The organism is Sphingomonas melonis (assembly GCF_013409985.1).
Classification (GTDB): domain Bacteria; phylum Pseudomonadota; class Alphaproteobacteria; order Sphingomonadales; family Sphingomonadaceae; genus Sphingomonas; species Sphingomonas melonis_A.
Genome location: NZ_JACCBY010000001.1, coordinates 559,118 through 577,444, shown reverse-complemented (window position 1 = coordinate 577,444; position 18,327 = coordinate 559,118). Strand labels below are relative to the sequence as shown.

At 68.6% G+C, this 18,327-nt stretch carries 11 protein-coding genes; 7 read left to right on the top strand and 4 right to left on the bottom strand.

Annotated elements, in window-relative coordinates; all coding sequences use genetic code 11:
- Positions 1-22 precede the first annotated feature (22 nt).
- The 3 genes from HD841_RS02940 to HD841_RS02930 all read left to right on the top strand — a co-directional run bounded on the left by HD841_RS02940 (position 23) and on the right by HD841_RS02930 (position 4,950).
- Positions 23-784 (top strand): hypothetical protein, encoded by a 762-nt coding sequence (locus tag HD841_RS02940; RefSeq protein ID WP_179507376.1) that lies wholly within the window; start codon positions 23-25, stop codon positions 782-784.
- Positions 785-860: 76 nt separating this feature from the next.
- The gene (locus HD841_RS02935) at positions 861-2,438 is read left to right on the top strand and encodes an alkaline phosphatase D family protein (RefSeq protein ID WP_179507375.1); all 1,578 of its coding nucleotides are present in this window, start codon (positions 861-863) and stop codon (positions 2,436-2,438) included.
- Positions 2,439-2,505: 67 nt separating this feature from the next.
- Entirely contained in the window at positions 2,506-4,950 is a 2,445-nt protein-coding gene (locus HD841_RS02930; protein ID WP_257015181.1) for a TonB-dependent receptor, read from the top strand.
- A 394-nt stretch (positions 4,951-5,344) separates the two neighbouring features.
- On the opposite strand, the gene HD841_RS02925 is transcribed toward HD841_RS02930, so the two are convergent.
- Positions 5,345-8,581, bottom strand: a complete 3,237-nt coding sequence (locus HD841_RS02925; RefSeq protein WP_179507374.1) for a glycoside hydrolase family 2 TIM barrel-domain containing protein — start codon at positions 8,579-8,581, stop codon at positions 5,345-5,347.
- A gap of 182 nt (positions 8,582-8,763) precedes the next feature.
- Here HD841_RS02925 and HD841_RS02920 point away from each other — a divergent pair, with 182 nt between their 5' ends.
- From HD841_RS02920 to HD841_RS02910, 4 genes are all read left to right on the top strand, one after another.
- The gene (locus HD841_RS02920) at positions 8,764-11,172 is read left to right on the top strand and encodes a glycoside hydrolase family 127 protein (protein ID WP_179507373.1); all 2,409 of its coding nucleotides are present in this window, start codon (positions 8,764-8,766) and stop codon (positions 11,170-11,172) included.
- Positions 11,173-11,178: 6 nt separating this feature from the next.
- Positions 11,179-11,673, top strand: coding sequence for a hypothetical protein (locus HD841_RS20645; RefSeq protein ID WP_257015180.1), 495 nt, complete (start codon positions 11,179-11,181; stop codon positions 11,671-11,673).
- On the top strand, positions 11,562-12,662 hold the full coding sequence (locus tag HD841_RS02915) for a glycoside hydrolase (RefSeq protein WP_257015179.1): 1,101 nt from the start codon (positions 11,562-11,564) through the stop codon (positions 12,660-12,662). The genes HD841_RS20645 and HD841_RS02915 overlap by 112 nt, the downstream gene beginning before the upstream one ends.
- Before the next feature lie 203 nt (positions 12,663-12,865).
- Positions 12,866-14,101: an aspartyl protease family protein gene (locus HD841_RS02910; protein ID WP_257015290.1), complete on the top strand. Its 1,236-nt coding sequence runs from the start codon at positions 12,866-12,868 to the stop codon at positions 14,099-14,101.
- Between the two features lie 158 nt (positions 14,102-14,259).
- Here HD841_RS02910 and HD841_RS02905 read toward each other — a convergent pair whose 3' ends face one another.
- The 3 genes from HD841_RS02905 to HD841_RS02895 are packed head-to-tail and all read right to left on the bottom strand — an operon-like array spanning position 14,260 to position 18,261.
- Complete coding sequence (locus HD841_RS02905; RefSeq protein WP_179507371.1) at positions 14,260-15,624, bottom strand: family 43 glycosylhydrolase; 1,365 nt, start codon at positions 15,622-15,624, stop codon at positions 14,260-14,262.
- Between the two features lie 4 nt (positions 15,625-15,628).
- Entirely contained in the window at positions 15,629-16,651 is a 1,023-nt protein-coding gene (locus tag HD841_RS02900; protein WP_218845350.1) for a glycoside hydrolase family 43 protein, read from the bottom strand.
- Positions 16,648-18,261 (bottom strand): DUF5597 domain-containing protein, encoded by a 1,614-nt coding sequence (locus HD841_RS02895; protein ID WP_218845349.1) that lies wholly within the window; start codon positions 18,259-18,261, stop codon positions 16,648-16,650. Before HD841_RS02895 ends, HD841_RS02900 begins: the two co-directional genes overlap by 4 nt.
- Positions 18,262-18,327 lie beyond the last annotated feature (66 nt).

Below are 18,327 nucleotides of genomic sequence, written 5' to 3'. Positions count from 1 at the left end.
TGGCTGTGGAGGCAGACGGCGCATGACGACGATACGGAACGGGCTACTTTGGTGCGCGCCGCTGCTGCTCGCGGCGTGCGGCGGAGCGGATAGGCGTGCCGAGCCCGTCGCGGCCAATACGGCCGGCACCGTCACCGAGCCTGCGCCCGCGCCAGCCACGCCGGTGGCGACGCCCGCCGCCGACCGCCCGGTCGCGACCGACACGCCGCGTGCCACCGGGCCGCGGTCGTGCGCCGCCGACATCGGCGCCGCGGCGGCGGCCCGCCGCGTTGCGATCTGCCGCGACGTCTCGCCGGCGACGCATCCGCCGTGCAACGTCGCCAACAGTTGCGCGATGATCGAGGACGAGATCGCGCGCAGCTGCGCGCTGTTCGACGGCAAGGGCGCCCCGATGGCCGGCTGCACGCCCTCGCCCAAGAGCGCGGCGGCCGCCGCCGCGGTGGTGCAGCGCTATTATGCCGCGCTCGACGCGCGCGACTATGACACCGCCTGGCGGCAATGGGGCGACGACGGCCGCCCCGGCCAGACCCGCGCCGCCTTCGAACAGGGGTTCGCGCATACCCGCACGACGCGGGTGACGATCGGCGCGCTGCCGCCGGGCGACGCCGGTGCGGGATCGTCCTACCAGCCGGTGCCGGTCACCGTCGACGCGACGCTCGACGACGGCCGCCATCAGCGTTTCCGCGGTCGCTATGTCGTCCGCCGCGTCAACGCCGTCGACGGCGCCAGCGCCGGCCAGTTGCGCTGGCATATCGACTCCGCGCAGCTCAAGCCGGCGGGCTGAGCCGCCCCGGCGGTCATCACACTGTCATCTTACCCGCGCACCGCTGACCGATATCGCGGTCATGCGGGACGTTATCATGGTTGAGAAGACCCTTGCCGCGCCGGTGCTGACCCGGCGCGCGCTGATCGGCGGGTCCGCCGCGCTGCTGTCGGTGGCGGCGCGCGGCGTCGAGCGGCTGCCGGCCGGGCTGTTCACGCTCGGCGTCGCCTCGGGCGATCCGCTGCCGGACTCGGTGATCCTGTGGACGCGGCTCGCGCCGCAGCCGCTCGACGCCGCCGGCGGCATGCCGCCGGTCGCGGTGCCGGTGCGCTGGCAGGTCGCCACCGACGAACGCTTCGCGCATGTCGTGCGCGAGGGCGAGGCACGCGCCGAGCCGCGCTGGGGGCATAGCGTCCATGTCGACGTGCGCGGGCTGCGCCCCGCCGCGCGCTATATCTACCGCTTCCTCGTCGCCGGCGAGACCAGCCCGGTCGGCCGCACCCGCACCGCGCCGGCGACCGGCGCGCCGGTCGACCGGCTGCGGCTGGCCTATGGCTCGTGCCAGAAATACGAATCGGGCTTCTACGCCGCCTATCGGCATCTCGTCGCCGAAGACCCCGATTTCGTCCTGTTCCTGGGCGACTATATCTACGAGGGCGCGCCGACCGCCAAGGACGCCGTGCGCCTGCACCAGAATCCGGAGCCCAAGGACCTCGGCGGCTATCGCGTCCGCTACGCCACCTACAAGAGCGATCCGCTGTTGCAGGCGGCGCACCATGCCGCGCCCTGGGTGCTGACCTGGGACGATCACGAGGTCGCCAACGATTACGCCAACGCGCTCGACCAGAACAACACCGACCCCGCCGTCTTCCTGCTGCGCCGCGCCGCCGCCTATCAGGCATGGTATGAGCATCAGCCGGTGCGCGCCGCGCCGCCGCTGGGGCCGGCGATGCGCATCTATCATACGCTCGACTGGGGCCGGCTCGCGCAATTCCAGATCGTCGACGACCGCCAGTATCGCGGCGCGCGCGCCTGCCAGCCGCCGGGACTGGTCGCGGCGCACGCGCGCTATCGCACGCTGATCGAGCCCTGCCCCGATCTCTACTCCCCGGCCCGGACGATGCTCGGCGACGCGCAGGAGGCCTGGCTGATGCAGGCGCTGGGCGACAGCCGCGCGCAATGGAATCTGCTCGCGCAGCAGACGCTGATGCACCAGCAGGGGCGGATCGACGCCGAACATCCCGAGCGCGGGGTGCAATTCTCCGCCGACAATTGGTCGGGCTTCCCCGCCGCGCGCGACCGCATCTACCGCCGCTGGGTCGAGGCGCGCACGTCCAACCCGGTGGCGCTCGGCGGCGACATCCACGCCTTCGCCGCCGCCGACGTGCACGACCCCGCGCAGCCCGATGCCGCGCCGATCGCGGCGGAATTCGTCGGCGGATCGATCACCTCCCTGTTCCACGACGCCAGCTTCAAGCAGCAGGCGGCGGCGAACGGCCTCGTCTTCGCCGAGAACGAGGTGCGCGGCTACGGACTGGTCGAGCTCACCGCCAAGGAAGGCCGCGTCACCTTCCGCGGGCTGCACGACGCGCGCGATCCGCAATCGGGCATCCGCGACCTCGTCCGCTTCACGCTCGAACCCGGCCGCCCCGGCATCCGCGAACAGCGCAGTTGATGTCGCAAATGTAACAGCCGCGTAACGAAGCGTGGCTAGCCCCCGCCGGATACGTTCAGGGGGAACAATGATGACGATCGACCGCGAGGCGACGCTCCGTCGCCGGATGACGCTTGCCTGGCTGGCAAGCTCGGCCCTGCTCGCCGCGACGCCGGCGCTGGCGCAGACCGCGACACCAGACAACCCCGGCACGCCCGACGCCACCGCCGCCACAGCCGCCGCGCCTGCTCCGGCGGAGGAGGGCGAGGATCGCGAGATCACCGTCGTCGCGCGCAAGACCAGCGAAAATGCGCAGCGCGTGCCGATCCCGATCACCGTCATCGGCGCCTCGACCCTGACCCGTCAGAACCTCACCAATTTCACCAATTTCCAGTTCAAGCTGCCCGCCTTCTCGGTCTATCTGACCAATCCGAAGCAGCTCAACCTCGGCATCCGCGGCATCGGCAACAACGGCTTCAACACCGACGGCATCGACGGTTCGGTCGGCGTGTTCGTCGATGGCGTCTACACCGGCCGCCAGGGCATGGTGTCGAACGATTTCAACGACCTCGCCGATGTGGAAGTGCTGCGCGGCCCGCAGGGGACGCTGTTCGGCAAGAACACCACCGCCGGCGCGGTGCTGATCAACACGCTCAAGCCCAGCTTCACGCTCGGCGGCTCGGCCGAGGCGAGCACCGGCAATTTCGGCTTCACCGAGGTGAAGGGCAGCGTCACCGGCCCGCTGATCGCCGATAAGCTCGCGATCCGCCTGTCGAGCTTCTACAGCGACCGCGACGGCACGTATAAGAACCTGTACAACAACCAGTATCAGAATGCGCGGCAGGGCATCGGCGTGCGCGGCCAGTTGCTCGCGACGCCGACCGAGAATCTCGCGATCCGGCTGATCGGCACGCATGCGCGCCAGTTCTTCCCGACCATCTCGCCGGTGATCCTGTCGGTCTACAATCCGGCGGCGTTGCAGAAGCGGATGGCCGATGCCGGCTATACCCTGCTGACCAGCAACGCGCGCGACCGCTATATCAACATCGACGGCCGGCTCGACGCGCGCACCAGCCTCGACAGCGCCAGCGGCCAGATCGACTGGTCGCCCGCCGACCTCGGCACGTTCACGTCGATCACCGGCTGGCAGCGCTGGAGCTGCTTCACCAACAACGACAATGACTACACGCAGCTCGACGCGATCAGCGACTATGGCTCGTGCAATGTCGAAAAGCAGTTCTCGCAGGAATTGCGCTGGGCGACGCCGCGCGAGCAGCCGATCGAGGCGACCTTCGGCGGCTTCCTCAGCCGCCAGCGCCTGCAGGTGGATTCGCGCATCCGCTTCGGCACGCAATATCACCTGTGGGCGGGCAATCCGTCGACGACCGCCTTTCCGATCGTCGGCACGCGCGCCTGGGGCAAGGGCGGCTATGCCGCCGCGGTCACCGGCTTCGGCATCCGCAGCCAGGCGATCTTCCACACCGACACCGACGCGCTGTTCGGCAACGTGACCTGGCATCCGGACGAGGCGCGCCGGCTGGCCATCGACATCGGGCTGCGCCAGACGTGGGAACGCCGCAGCCAGCTCTACGACGGCGTCGTCGCGGCCAATCCCGGCAAGCTCACTGCCGCACAGATCACCGCGCTGTCCGGCGCCGGTGCGAATGCGCAGCTCGGCCATGTCGACACCAGCCTGAAGGACAGCGCACTGTCGGGCGAGATCGGCGCCAATTACCGCGTGACGCCGGACGTGTTCGTCTACGGCAAATATGCGCGCGGCAACAAATCGGCCGGGTTCAATCTGTTGCCGTTCAACGCCGGCCCCGACCTGCCGCCCGGCACCGGCCAGACGGTGAAGGGCGAGACCGCCGACAATTTCGAGGCGGGGATCAAGTCGACCTTCCTCGACCACCGCATCCTGCTCAACCTCACCGCCTTCCATACCAAGGTGCGCAATTATCAGGCGAACCAGTCGGTCGGCGTCGGCAATACCGCGCTGAAGTTCCTCGCCAACGTCGGCTCGCTGACCTCGCGCGGCATCGAGCTGGAGAATGAGACGTGGCTGGTGCCGGGCCTGCACACCAAGGGGTTCATCGCCTATGACAAGGCGACCTATTCCTCCTTCCCCAATTCGGTCTGTCCGGGACAGGTGACCGACCGGGTGACCTGCGACCTGACCGGGCGGCAGGTGGCATGGGCGCCGGCATGGACCAGCGACCTGACCGTCGACTATACGCAGCGGCTCGACGCCACGACCAAGGCCTATGGCCTGATCGACGTCAACTGGCGCTCGAAGCAGAATACGACGATCACGCTCGATCCCTCGGCGGAGATCCCCGCCTATGCGCTCGCCAGCGCGCGGGCCGGCGTACTGCTCGACAACGAGCGGCTCGAGATGCAGCTCTGGGTCGAGAACCTGTTCGACAAGGCCTATTACATCAACCTGCTCGGCTACACGAAGTCGACCGGCATCATCCAGGGCTATCCCGGCAATCCGCGCACCTATGGCGGCACGGTGCGCGTGCGCTTCTGACGCCCACCGCAGGCGGCAAGCGGCGGGCGGCAGGCGGCAGGCGGCGGGAGCGCCCTGCCCCCGCCGCCCGTCGGGCGACCGGGCCGTCTTAGGCCGGATCGACATTCAGCCCAATTCCTCCCCTCTAGGGGGAGGGCTATCGCCTATGGCTCCGGTGATGAGGCTCGTGTCGGCGTCCTCCTGGTACCCGTCACCCCGGACTCGTTCCGGGGTCCACTCTGCGGCGAGGAGAAAGGCATGATGGGCTACCATTCCCTCGTGGCCCGGTGGACCCCGGAACGAGTCCGGGGTGACGGGGTGGGATTGGGAGGCGACGGACTCAAGCGAACGTCCACACGATAGCCTTGCCCTGTCGGGGCCCGCGTTATCTCCGAAGCTTGAATGTCGATCCGGCCTAGTCGTTGCCGGTCGCGGTCGCCTTGCGGGCCTTGTCGGGCGTGGTGCCCTCGCCGGTGAACGGCGCGAAGCGGAAGGCGACGCGCGCCGGGGCGAGCGGCACGCGATATTGCGGCAGCGGCTTGCCGAATTCGCTCCACTGCGTGTCGCCGCCGACGCCCCATTGCGCCGAGTCGATCAGCAGCGTCACGTGGCCGTGCGGCACGACATCGGTCGACTTCCACGTGCCCGGTTCATGCCGGTCGAGATCGGCATAGGGGAAGGCGAGCGCATTCATCATCAGCGGCGTCGCGCCCTGCACGCGCAGCCCGCGCCCGGCGCCGGACAGCTCCATCCACCGCACGTCGACCTTGTTGCCGGTTTCCTGCGGCCGGATATAGTCGTGGTTCTGCTCGGCGATCGCGCCCCGCCACAGCCCGATCGGCGCCGACGTCTTGCGGTCGACATAGCTTTCGTGCGGCCCGCGGCCATACCATTCGACCGTGGTGATGTCGGTCGGCATCGCGAAGGCGAGGCCGACGCGGAACGGCGGCGGCAGGTCGGTCTTCACCGGGGTCAGCGCGCCCGACACGTCGACCGAGCCGTCGCCCGCCATCGTATAGACGGTGGTGAAGGTCGCCGCGCCGTCGCCGAGCGCATAGTCGACGGTGACGCTCGCACCGGCATCGCTCTTCGCGCTACGCACCGCGGTGACGCGGCGCGTGTCACTCATCGTCTTCCACACCTTGAGCTGTTCGGCGGTGCCGATGCCGAGGTCGTTGTCGGTGACCGCGCGCCAGAAGTGCGGCGCGCCGCCCGAGGCGAGCGCGCGACCGTCCGCGACATAGCGGCGCACTAGGCCGGTGCCGCGATCGATCTCGAGGGTCGCCGGCCCCGCCGCCAGCGTGATCGTGCTGCCCGACTGGCGGACATCGACCTTGCCCGCGGCCGGTGCCGCCGCCACCGCCAGGGCGGGCGCGCCGCCGAGCGCGAACTGTTCGAAGCCGACCGTCGCGCCGCCCGCCACCGCGGGGATCGCGCCCGCCTTGGCGCGCACCCGCACCGTCACGAAATATTCGGCGTCCGGCTTGCGCGTCCAGCTCGCCACCGGCAGCGTGAGCGTCCCCGCGGCGCGCGGGCCGACATCCTGCGGCGGCAGCGCGCCCTGTGCGACGACGACGCCATTCTCCGCCAGCTCCCAGTCGAAGTCGAAGCCGGACAGATCGCGGAAGTCATGCCGGTTGCGCACCGTGACGCGCCCGCTCGCCGGGTCGAAGCCGTCGAACTGCACCGGCGCATAGACCTTGCGCAGCTCGAACAATTGCGGGTTGGGGGTGCGGTCAGACTGTAGCAGGCCATCGCCGAACTCGATATCGCCGCCCGGGTTGGGGCCATATTCGCCGCCGTCGCCCCAATAGCGCCGCCCGTCCTTGGTATAGCGGTACATCGACTGGTCGACCCAGTCCCAGGCGAAGCCGCCCTGCAGCTTGTCGGGATGGGCGTAGATCGTGTCCCAATATTCCTTCAGATTGCCACCCGAATTGCCCATCATATGCGCATATTCGCACTGGATCATCGGCTGTTTGAAGTTCCAGTTGGTGGCGAAGTCGGCCATCTTGACCGCCGGATCGTACATCGGCGCATAGATGTCGGCATAATAATTGGGGCGATGATCGCTGATCCCGTCCCACGTGCCCCAGCCGAGATAGCTGATCAGCCGGCCGGGATCGCGCGCCTTGGCCGCGGCCGCGGCGGCCTCGAAATTCGGGCCGATGCCCGCCTCGTTGCCGAGCGACCAGAAGATCACCGAGGCGTGGTTCTTGTCGCGCTCGACCATGTTGGCGACGCGGCTGACGTGCGCGTCCTTCCACGCCGGATCGAAGCCGACCTGATATTTGGCGCGCTCGCGCGGCCGGCGGTTGGCATAGTCCATGTACGCGTGGCTCTCGATATTCGCCTCGTCCATGACGTACAGGCCATAACGGTCGGCGAGATCGTAGAGATACGGGTCGTTGGGGTAATGCGACGTGCGGATCGCGTTGATGTTGTTCTGCTTCATCAGCTGGACGTCGCGCTCCATCGAGGCGCGGCTGACGACGTGGAAGGTCTCGGGATCGTGTTCGTGGCGGTTGACGCCGCGGATCGTGATCGGTTTGCCGTTGACGGTGACCTGGCCGTTACGGATCGCGACGGTGCGGAAGCCGATCGCGCGCGCGGTCGATTGCAGCAGCGTGCCGCGCGCATCGACCAGCTCGGTGACGAGCGTGTAGAGGTTGGGCGTCTCCGCGGTCCACGGCTTCACCGCCGGCACGTCTGCGGCCAGCGTCAGCCGGCGCTCGGCGCTCGCGGCGGCGACCGGCTGCGTCCGGGCGAGCACCTGGCGGTCGCCGTCGAGCAGCACCATCCGCACGCTCGCCGCATTGCCCGGCGTCACCGCGACATCGACCGACAGCCTGCCGTCGCGATAGGTGTCGTCGAGCCCGGCGTGGACGAACACGTCGCGCACCCGCACCTTGGGCGCGGCCATCAGATAGACCGAGCGCTCGATCCCCGACACGCGCCAGAAATCCTGGTCCTCCAGATAGCTGCCGTCCGACCAGCGGAAGATCTGGATGGCGACGACGTTCTTGCCCGGCTTGATCCAGCGGGTGACGTCGAACTCGCTGGGCAGCTTGCTGTCCTCGGAATAGCCGACCTTCTCGCCATTGACCCAGACGTAATAGGCCGAGCCCGCCGCGCCGATGTGGAGGATGACGTCCTGCCCGCTCCAGTCCGCCGGCACCGTCACGTCGCGGCGATAGGAGCCGACCGGATTGGTCGCATGCGGGATCAGCGGGCGGTTCGCCGGGAACGGATAGGTGATGTTGTTGTAGCGCGGCTGGTCGAAGCCCTGCGTCTGCCAGTCGGCCGGCACCTTGATCTGCTTCCACGCCGAAACGTCGTACTCCGGCCGCTCGAAGCCGGTCGGCAGGCGGTCGGCGTCGGGCGAGAAGGCGAAGCTCCACGTGCCGTCGAGCGAGACGTGGCGGGCGGAGGCCGCCTCGTCGCCGGCCAGCGCCTTGGCGCGGGTTTCGAAGGGGAAGCCGGTGGCGCTCGCCGGCAGCTTGCCGCGCGCGAAGACCGCCGGATTCTCCCAGTCGGGGCGTGCCGGATCGATCTGGACCGGCTGCACCCGCGGTGCCCAATCGTCCTGCGCCAGCGCGGCGCTCGCCACGACGCTGCCGATGATCCCTGCCCAAAGCCACGAATGCCGCACAGTTCCACTCCCCGGTGTTGTTCCCGTTCTTGTCAGACATATCGGTTGTACGGGATCGCGCAAGGGCTTCCCGATCCTGACCTATCGCGTCCCCAGCGCGTTGACCGCACCCCCTCGGGCGATATACTCCAACATAAACAGCACCGGATTCCGGCGCCACAAGCTTGATAAGCGAGGGGATTATGGGTCGAAACAACGTGACGGGCCGGCTGGGCAGCACCGGCCATTGCGGCGTCACCCGCCGTACCCTGCTCGCCGGTGCCAGCGCACTCGTCTTTGCCGGGCCGGCGTTCGCCGCGGCGCTGCCGACCGACCGGATGACCCGGGTCGAGCCGGTGCCGATGCGCCACGTCCACCTCAAGCCGTCGCATTTCGCCGACGCCTTTGCCGCCAACCGCCGCTACCTGCTGTCGCTCGATCCCGAGCGGCTGCTCCACAATTTCTACGTCTCCGCCAGGCTGCCCGCGCCCAAGCCGGTCTATGCCGGCTGGGAGGCGCAGGGGATCGCGGGGCATTCGCTTGGCCACTGGCTGTCCGCCTGCGCGCTGGTCGTCGCCAATACCGGTGATCGCGATGTCGCCGCGACGCTCGACCATGCGCTGGCCGAGATGGCGCGCATCCAGGCGGCGCATGGCGACGGCTATTGCGGCGGCACCACCGTCGAGCGCGACGGCAAGACGGTCGACGGCAAGGTCGTGTTCGAGGAGGTGCGCCGCGGCGACATCCGCACCGGCGGCTTCGATCTCAACGGCGGCTGGGTGCCGCTGTACACGTGGCACAAGGTCCATGCCGGGCTGCTCGACGCGCATATGCTCGCCGGCAATCCGCGCGCGCTGCCGATCGCGATCGGCCTCGCCGGCTATCTGGCGGGGGTGTTCGAGCCGCTCAGCGATGCGCAGATGCAGCAGGTGCTGCGCGCCGAACATGGCGGGCTGAACGAAACCTATGCCGAGACCTATGCGCTGACCGGCGACGCGCGCTGGCTGCGGATGGCGCAGAAGATCCGCCACAAGGCGGTGCTCGACCCGCTCACCGCCGGGCGCGACCAGCTCGCCGGGCTGCATGCCAATACGCAGATCCCCAAGCTGATCGGCCTCGCCCGCCTGTACGAACTGACCGGCGATCCCGCGCATGCCGACGCCGCGCGCTTCTTCCACGACCGCGTCACGCATCATCACAGCTATGTCATCGGCGGCAATTCGGAGCGCGAGCATTTCGGCCAGCCCGACCAATTGTCGAAGCGCGTCACCGAGGCGACGTGCGAGGCGTGCAACAGCTACAACATGCTGAAGCTCACCCGGCATCTCTATGCCTGGGAGCCGAAGGCACAGTGGTTCGACTTCTACGAACGCGTCCAGCTCAACCATATCCTCGCGCACCAGCGGCCCGACACCGGCCAGTTCGTCTATTTCATGCCGCTGTCGGCAGGCGCGCGGCGCAGCTATTCGACCGCGGAGGAAAGCTTCTGGTGCTGCGTCGGGTCGGGGATGGAGAGCCACGCCAAGCATGCCGACTCGATCTACTGGCATGACGCGGGCAAGGCGGGGACGCTCTACGTCAACCTCTACATCCCGAGCAGCCTCGACTGGCAGGGGCTGGCGCTCGATCTCGACACGCGCATGCCGACCGAGGGCGAGGCGACGCTGACGATCCGCCGCGCCGGGCGTTCGGCGCAGCCGATCGCGCTGCGCATCCCCGGCTGGGCGCAGGGCGCGACCGTCGAACTCAACGGCACGCCCGCGCCCGTCGCGATGCGCGACGGCTATGCGGTGCTCGACCGGCGCTGGCGGGCGGGCGACCGTATCCACGTCGTGCTGCCGATGCAGCTCCGCGCCGAGCCGACGCCGGACGATCCGACGATGGTTGCCTTCACGCACGGCCCGCTCGTGCTCGCCGCCGACATGGGCGCCGCGGCGGAGGCATTCGACGGGCTCGGCCCCGCGCTCACCGTCGACGGCCCGGCCACCGCCGCGCTGCGCACCGCGGACGGCCCGCACCGCTTCGCCGCCCGCTCGGCGCTAGGCGAACCGCTCCAGCTCAGCCCGTTCTACGCGCAATACGACCGGCGCACCGCGGTCTATTTCCCGACCTTCACCTCGTCATCGTGGGCGACCGCCAAGCCCGACTATCTCCGCGCGCAACAGGAACGGCAGGCGCTCGCCCGGCGGACCGCCGACGTCGCCTATCTCGGCGAGATGCAGCCCGAGCGCGATCACGGCTTCGCCGCCAGCAAGCCCGAAACGGTGCAGCTGCACGGCCGCGCCGCGCGCAAGCTGCGCGCCGGCGAGACGATCGCGCTTACGCTGCAACGGCGGCCGGGGCCGGCGGTGCTGCGCGTCGTCTATTGGGGCCGCGACGTCGGCAATCGCGAGCTGGCGATCAGCGTCGACGGTACGCCGCTCGCCACCGATACGCGCGACGCCCAGCCGCAGGAGGCGTTCGTCGCGATCGACTATCCGCTGCGCTCCGCCGGCGAACAGGGCAAGGGCGCGGCGAAGGTGGTCTTCACCGGCAAGCGCGGTGAGGTCGACATCTACGAGGTGCGGATGCTGTCGGCGCCGACCGCCGCGCCGCAGAGCCCGGTCGCGTGACGCGGCGTGCTGCTCGCGGCGATGCTGCTCGGCACCGCCGCCGCGCCGCCGCCGCCGTCCACGCCGTCGCCCGCGCCGCTCGCCGGCCGACCGGTGACATTGGTGCTGCGACCGGCGGTCGATCGCCCGCCAACGCCGTTCGAGGGCTGGGGCACCGCGCTCGCCTGGTTCGCCAACGTCACCGGCGGCTGGCCGGAGGCGGAGCGCAGCCGGCTCGCCGACCTGTTCTACACCGACCGCGGGCTCGGCTGGACGATCGCACGCTATAATATCGGCGGCGGCAATGCGGCGGGCGCCAAGCCCTATCTGCGCACCGGCGCAGCGGTGCCGGGTTTCTGGCGGCTGCCGCCCGGCACGCCCGCGAAGGACTGGCGCGCCGATGATCCAGCATGTGGGACTGGTCGCAGGACGCCAATCAGCGCTGGTGGCTCGACGCGATCCACGCGCGCGTGCCGGGCGCGATCTTCGAGGCTTTCTCCAACTCGCCGCCGTGGTTCATGACCGTCTCGGGCAAGGTCTCCGGCGCGGAGAAGGGGACCGACGACAATCTGCGGCCGGGCCAGGAACGCGCCTTCGCCGACTATCTCGCGCGCAGCGTCGAAGAATTGCAGCGGCGGCATCATATCACCTTCCGCACGCTGTCGCCGGTCAACGAGCCCAACACCGATTACTGGCATGCCGCCAACACGCAGGAGGGCGCGCATTGGAGCCCGGCCCGGCAGGCGGCGATGATCGACGCGAGCGACGCCGCGCTGAAGGCGCGCGGGCTGGCGACGGTCGTGTCCGCGCCGGACGAGACCAATGCGCGGCTGTTCCTCGCCGATGTCGCCGCCTATCCGCCGGCGACGCTGGCGCGGGTCGGGCAGCTCAACGTGCATAGCTATGGCACGCTCTATCAGACGGGGGTGCGCGACGCCGCCCGCGCCGCGGGCATCCGGCTGTGGATGAGCGAGAACGATACGCCGCTCGACGGCGATCCCGAGAATTTCGACGGCATGGCCTCGGCGCTCGCCTTCGCCGATCACGTCGTCGCCGATTTGAAAAAGCTCGAGCCGGCGGCGTGGGTGTTCTGGCAGGCGGTCGAAAACCTGTCAGGCGGCAACGGCAAGCCGACGTCGAACTGGGGGCTGATCAAGGCCGATCTGGCGGCACCGGCGGCCGGGCCGCATGCGATCCACGTCACCCGCAAATATTGGGCGATGGCGCAGTTCAGCCGCTATATCCGCCCCGGTTATCGGCTGGTGCCGGTCGACGATCCCGACACGGCGGGGGCGCTGTCGCCGGATGGCGCGACCTTGGTGCTGGTCCATGTCAACGGCGGGGTGACGCCGCGGCGGCTGGTGGCGCCACAGGGCTGGCGCGCGCAGGCGGTGCTGACCGACGCGACGCACGATGCGCGCTGCGTGGCGGGGATGACCGCGCCGGCACAATCGGTGGTGACGCTGATGCTGACGCGCGGGCGGGCGACGGCGGCGTGTCCGGCGGGGTGACGCGAGCGGGGCGGCGGGTCTGGAATGATCCGACTCGCCGTCACCACGCGAACCGAGTCAATCGTGGCGAAGGCGATCACTCTTCCCTTATCAGATGGCGTTGAGGAAAAAGGCCTTTCTGTAAGACTCGAGGCACTCACTTGCAGGCAAGGTGTGAGAAATGGCACCATGCTAATCTGGTAGATAATGGCGGAGGCTTGGCAATGCTTGTTAGCCGCACCACCTGGATGCGTGGGCAAAAATTAGCTTTTTATTGCAAGCTTTTCGTCATCTGCGCAGCGACTTTCGGCGCTACTCCGCTTGTCAAAGCACAGGAGGTCACATCCTCTCTGCCGGCCACTTTCACGAACCCACCGTTGTTCTGGATGCCAGATCTCGGATCGGGGTGGATCAGCTTCGATCCCGGCGGGGACCATATCGTGATACCGATAATGTTGAACGGACAGCCTTCCAAGGCATTGATAGATACAGGAGTTGACCAGCTCCTTCTCAGTAAATCCTATGCCGATGCCCATCGCCTCCCCTTAACGCCGTGGGGTGAAGCGGTTGGCTTTGGTGGAGCAGCCCAATATTACACCACGCCATCCGTCGCGCTGGATATCGGCGCCTTTCGCACAACAAAGCCCGGCGCAGTCACTGTCGTTGATCTCGGTCGAGTCGCCGTCTCGAGGCTGGAGGGTGTCGATGTCGTGATTGGCTTACCGTTACTCGGTCCGTTCGAATGGCAGGTCGATCAAGATCATCATCGCTTCCGCTTGATGAAGTCCGGTTCGTTCCCTGTGGTCGACGGTATTCCGATCAGGGTCGGGCCCGGAAATTCACGAATGGTCACCAACGGATCGGTCAACGGCAAATCCGTATCCTTTGTCATGATCGATACCGGCAGCGACAGCGAAGTCTCCCTATCGTCCCATGCGGCCGACCTGACGGGATTTGCGTCACAGACGGACTTTGCGTCGATCGGCGTAGGCGGCACCGTGATCCAGCCCTTTGGCCGACTAAAGAAGTTCATGATCGGCAAGCATGAAGTGACCAATGCTTATGCTACGGTTGAGGATGGCAACTGGTGGGGCGCAAAGGAGATCCAAGCCTTGATCGGGATGGGCGTCCTACGTGCCTATAACATGACGGTCGACCTCACGGTGGGGCGGATGGCACTGGAACCCCGAGTTCCGTCCGTCCCTCCGATTTATAGAAGCCTGTCTGGTATTCAGGGGTTCGTTGTGAACGACCGATGGAATGTCGCTCATGTCATGCGAAACTCGCCAGCGATGACGGCGGGGCTCAAGCCAGGGATGGTGGTATGTGCGATCGACGACAAGCCGGTGTCTGAGGAATTGGTCAGCGGCTATTGGAAGCGGGCGGCATCCGGAACGCGCCACGTACTCAAACTATGTGATGGTACCTCCCGGACCATTGCGCTTCGTTCCTTCTATTGATGCTGGCACAACTAACGGCGCACGAGGCTATCCTAACTGGATGCGTCAATGGACGGCTCTGCGCTCGTGCACCTTGGCTTTCCCGCAAATGAACGCGTGAATGGAAGGAACGGCTTAGGCAGCTTGCCGGATCGCTTGGAGATCGCCGGCGCGCGGGCTCACTCGATCGTCCATTCCCAATAGCCGTCCTTGCCGCTGCCGGTCGTCAGCCGCAGGTAGCGCGTGCGCACCACGTGCGGCAGCGCGATCGGGGAGCCCGACCGTGCCGCCGCCGGCACCACCGTGCGCCAGGTCCGGCCGTCGTCCGACGCCTCGATCCCCACCGTATAGGTGCGCGTCGGATATTCCGGGCGCAAGCGGCTGCCCGTCACCGCGCGCACCGCGCCGAGATCGGCGACCAGCGTCGCCGCGCCCTCGCCGCCGCCGCGCCACAAAGTCGCGTAATTGTCGTCCGCCGCACGCGCGGGGCCATAGGCACCCTCGCCGCTTCCCGACGCCTGCCAGCGCAGGCCGCGTGTGCGCGCCGGGGCGAAGCCGGTCACCGCGCCGCCGTGCGACGGCGCGACGCGCGCCAGCGTGCCGTCCGCGCCGATCCGCAGCGGGTCGACCGCCACCTGCCGCAGCACTTCTTCGCCGCCGCGCGGCCATGGCAGCGCCTGACGGTGGTAGAGGATGTACGCCTGCCCGCCGCTGCGGAACACCGCGTGATGGCCGGGGCTGACGATGTTGCGGCGGGCGTCGGTGCTGAGGATCGGGCTGTCCGCCGCCTCCCTGAACGGCCCGAACGGCGTGTCGCCGATCGCGTAGCGGACCTTGTACGTGTCCTTGGTGGTGTTGCCGTCGCTATAGGTGAGGGCATAGCGCTTGCCCGCCTTCACCATGAACGGCCCCTCGAAATAGTTGGCGGGCGTCACGTCGCGCGGGGTGCCGTCGAAGGTCACCATGTCGGGCTTCAGCTTGACGACGAAGCAATGGCCGTTGGTCCAGTTGAGCCCCGATCCCCAATAGAGATAGGCCTGGCCGTCGCTGTCGATGAATGCCTCGGCGTCGATCATATGATAGGCGGGGGCGAAGTCCTTGGCGACCAGCGGCTTGCCGCCATTGGCGTCGGCCCATGGCCCGGCCGGCGAAGGCGCGCTGCCGACCCAGATCTCGCTGCCGACCGAGACGTACATATACCAGCGGCCGTTCGCCGCCTTGACCACCGACGGCGCCCAGACTTTTGAATCGCCCGAGGTCGGGCTGGTCGCCGCCTGTTTGGTCGGCCAGTTCGGCTGCGAGAAGGTCCAGTCGCGGCCATTGTCCGAGGTCCATAGCCCGAGCGTATCGCCGCCCCATGGGTCGATCGTCGCGAACACGTACCAGCGGCCGCCGTCGTGGACGATCGACGGGTCGGCGAAATAGCCGGGCAGCAGCGGATTGCCCGCGCCGGAGGCGTCCCAGCGCGCCGGCGCATCCGCCGCAATGACCAGCAGCGCCGCGGCCGGCAGCATCGCCTTGGCGACAAGGGATCGGATCGTCATCGGGTCAGCCTCCATGGGTGGGGTGCGTCTCGCCATCGAGCTCGCTCGCCTCGCGCACCACCGCGACGCTGTCGCCGGTGTCGCGCATCTCGTACAATTTGCCGCGCGCGTTATTGAACGGGCGGTGCAGCACCATCATCAGCCCGCCGTCGAAGCGGCGGAACAGCATGCCGTGCCCGCTGTCGGCGCGCACCAGCGGCGGCAATTGCTCCCACGGGCCGGCGAGATCGCCGCTGCGCGAGCGGGCAACGCCCTGCACATAGGCGCCGCGATCGTCATAGCTCGACCAGAGCATCAGCAGTCGCCCGGTGCGGGTGCGGAACAGTTCCGGTCCGTCGGTGACGTAGATCGTGGCGCCGTCCTGCTGCGGCCGGCCCGATGCCCAGGGCGCGTCGGAGGCGCGGAAGAGCAGCCGGGGCTCGCCCGCCGCCTTGAGCGTCGCATCGAGCGGCAGCGCCTCGATCGTGCCGTCGCGCGCCTGCACCCATTCGTGCGCGTAGACCAGCCACGGCCGGCCGGCGCGATCGACATGCAGCGTGCCGTCGAGCGTCATCAGCTCCTTCGGCACGATCGGGTCGCCGTCGCGCAGCAGCGTGAACGGCCCGCCGAGCCGGTCCGCCACCGCCAGCACGGTGCCGCGGCGGTGCGTCCCGGGCTTGGCGAGCTTGGCGCTTTCGTTGTGGAAGGTGGTGAACAGATACCAGCGGCCGCGCCAGCGATGCACCTCGGGCGCCCAGGCGCCGTCGTTCGCCCAGGTCCCTTCGGGCAGGGTGAAGACGACGGTCGGGCGCGTCCAGTGCTTCAGGTCGCGGCTGGTATAGGCCATGATGCCGAGCCGCGTGTCGCCGGTCATCCCGGCCTGATTGGTGGTGAACAGCCAATAGGTGCGCGTCGCGGCATCGGCGACGATCCACGGATCGTGCAGCGGCATCGCCGGCATCGTCAGCGGTGCGGACGTCGGTGCCGGCGCCGGCGCGGCGGCGATGGGCAGCGCGAGCATCAGCGCGAAAGCGGCGCGCCACATCATCGATTCTCCTGCACCGTGACCATCAGCGACTTTCCTTCCGCCGGCAGGATCAGCCCGAACGCGGTCTCGTCGCCATTGAGCAGGCGCTCGCGCACCCAGCGCCCGCGCTCGAAATGGCCTTCCTCGACGGTGACGAGCTGGATGCTGCCCGGCGTGCCAAGCCTTGGCGCGAACGTCAGGTTCGCGCTCGCCCCGGTTAGCAGGAACCGATCGGGTGCGGCACGCGCGACGATCACCCGGCCAGACAGATCGGCATTGCCCTGCCCGCGCGGCCCGCCATATCCGTCACGCACCTCGCCGAAGCGCGCGACGAGATCGATATCGCCGAAGACGAGCGGCACGTTCGCCATGCCGTCTTCCTCGACCGCGACGCGCACCTGTCCCGCGTCGCGCAGCGGCAGCAGGAACGGCGCCGTGTCGCGCAACAGCCGATAGTCGAGCGCGATCGGCTCCTCCGCCGGCTGCCCGCCCTTGAGGCCGAAGCCCTCGCCGATGCCGAACTTGCCGATCCCGACGGCGTGCGGCTGCGCGAGCGTCCAGAAGGCGTGACGCGCGTGCGCCATGCTGCCGCCCGTCTCGGGCACGAAGAGCGGATTGCCCGGCACGTCATAGGCACGGGCGATCTCGGTATAAGGCGCGACATTGGTGTCGTAATTGTCGACGCCGACGACATCGACCGCCGGCGCCAGCGCGCGCCATTGCGGCAGCAGCCACGACACCGCGCCGCCCGAGGGCGAACTGTCCCCCGGCCGCAGCAGGCCGGGCTGCTCGCGTGGCCAGACGTTGACGTAGAGCGGCAGGTCGTAGGCCCGTTTCCCTGCCGCGGCGACCGCGCCGATATAGCGCGCGGTATGATAGGCCATGAACGCCTCGGGCGCGTGCTCGGCGTAATTGGCGGTCCAGTCGCCCGGCTTGGCGCCCGGCATGTCGGCGGGCACCGCGGCGCGGAACAAGGCATCGGCGGCGGGTGCATGGTCGCGGTCGGCGCCGAGCGTCCCCGCCTCATTCTCCACCTGCACCATGACGACGGTCTTCTGCCGCCCGTCGACCGCCTTCAGATGCGCCATCAGCGCGGCAAAGGCCCGCGCGTCGGCGTCGCGACTGGCCGCGGCGATCGGGGAGAGCACCGCGATCGGCCGGCCGTCGGCACCGATCACCCGCGGGAAGCGCGCGGTGTCGCGCTTCACCCAGGCCGGCGTGTAACTCATATTGGCGTTCTTCCAGGTGCCGAACCAGAGCAGCACGAGACGCAACTGCTGGTTCCGCGCCTCCGCGATCAATCCGTCGACCACCGACCAGTCGAACCGCCCCTCGACCGGCTCGACCGACTCCCAGCCGACCGGCGCCATCACCGTGTTGGCGTGGCTGCGCGCGATTGCCGGGGCGAGGCGGCGCAGTTCGGCGGGGAAGCCGCTCGAATTGTTGAGCTGGATGCCGAGCAGCAGGAACGGCTGGCCGTCGACGTGCAGCGCCGGTTTGCCGGCGGCGGTGGCGACGAAGCGACTGTCCTGTGCCGCCAGCGGCGTCGCCGCGCCCGCGAGCAGCAGCGCCGCGGCCATCATGCGCGTGCAGGGCCGACAGACACGCTGCGTCACCGACCGTCGCTCCATCACCCGCTCCTGCCCTGTTTTATATGTAGGACATGACTGCAGCCATAAGAGCGGTCAAGGTGCAAC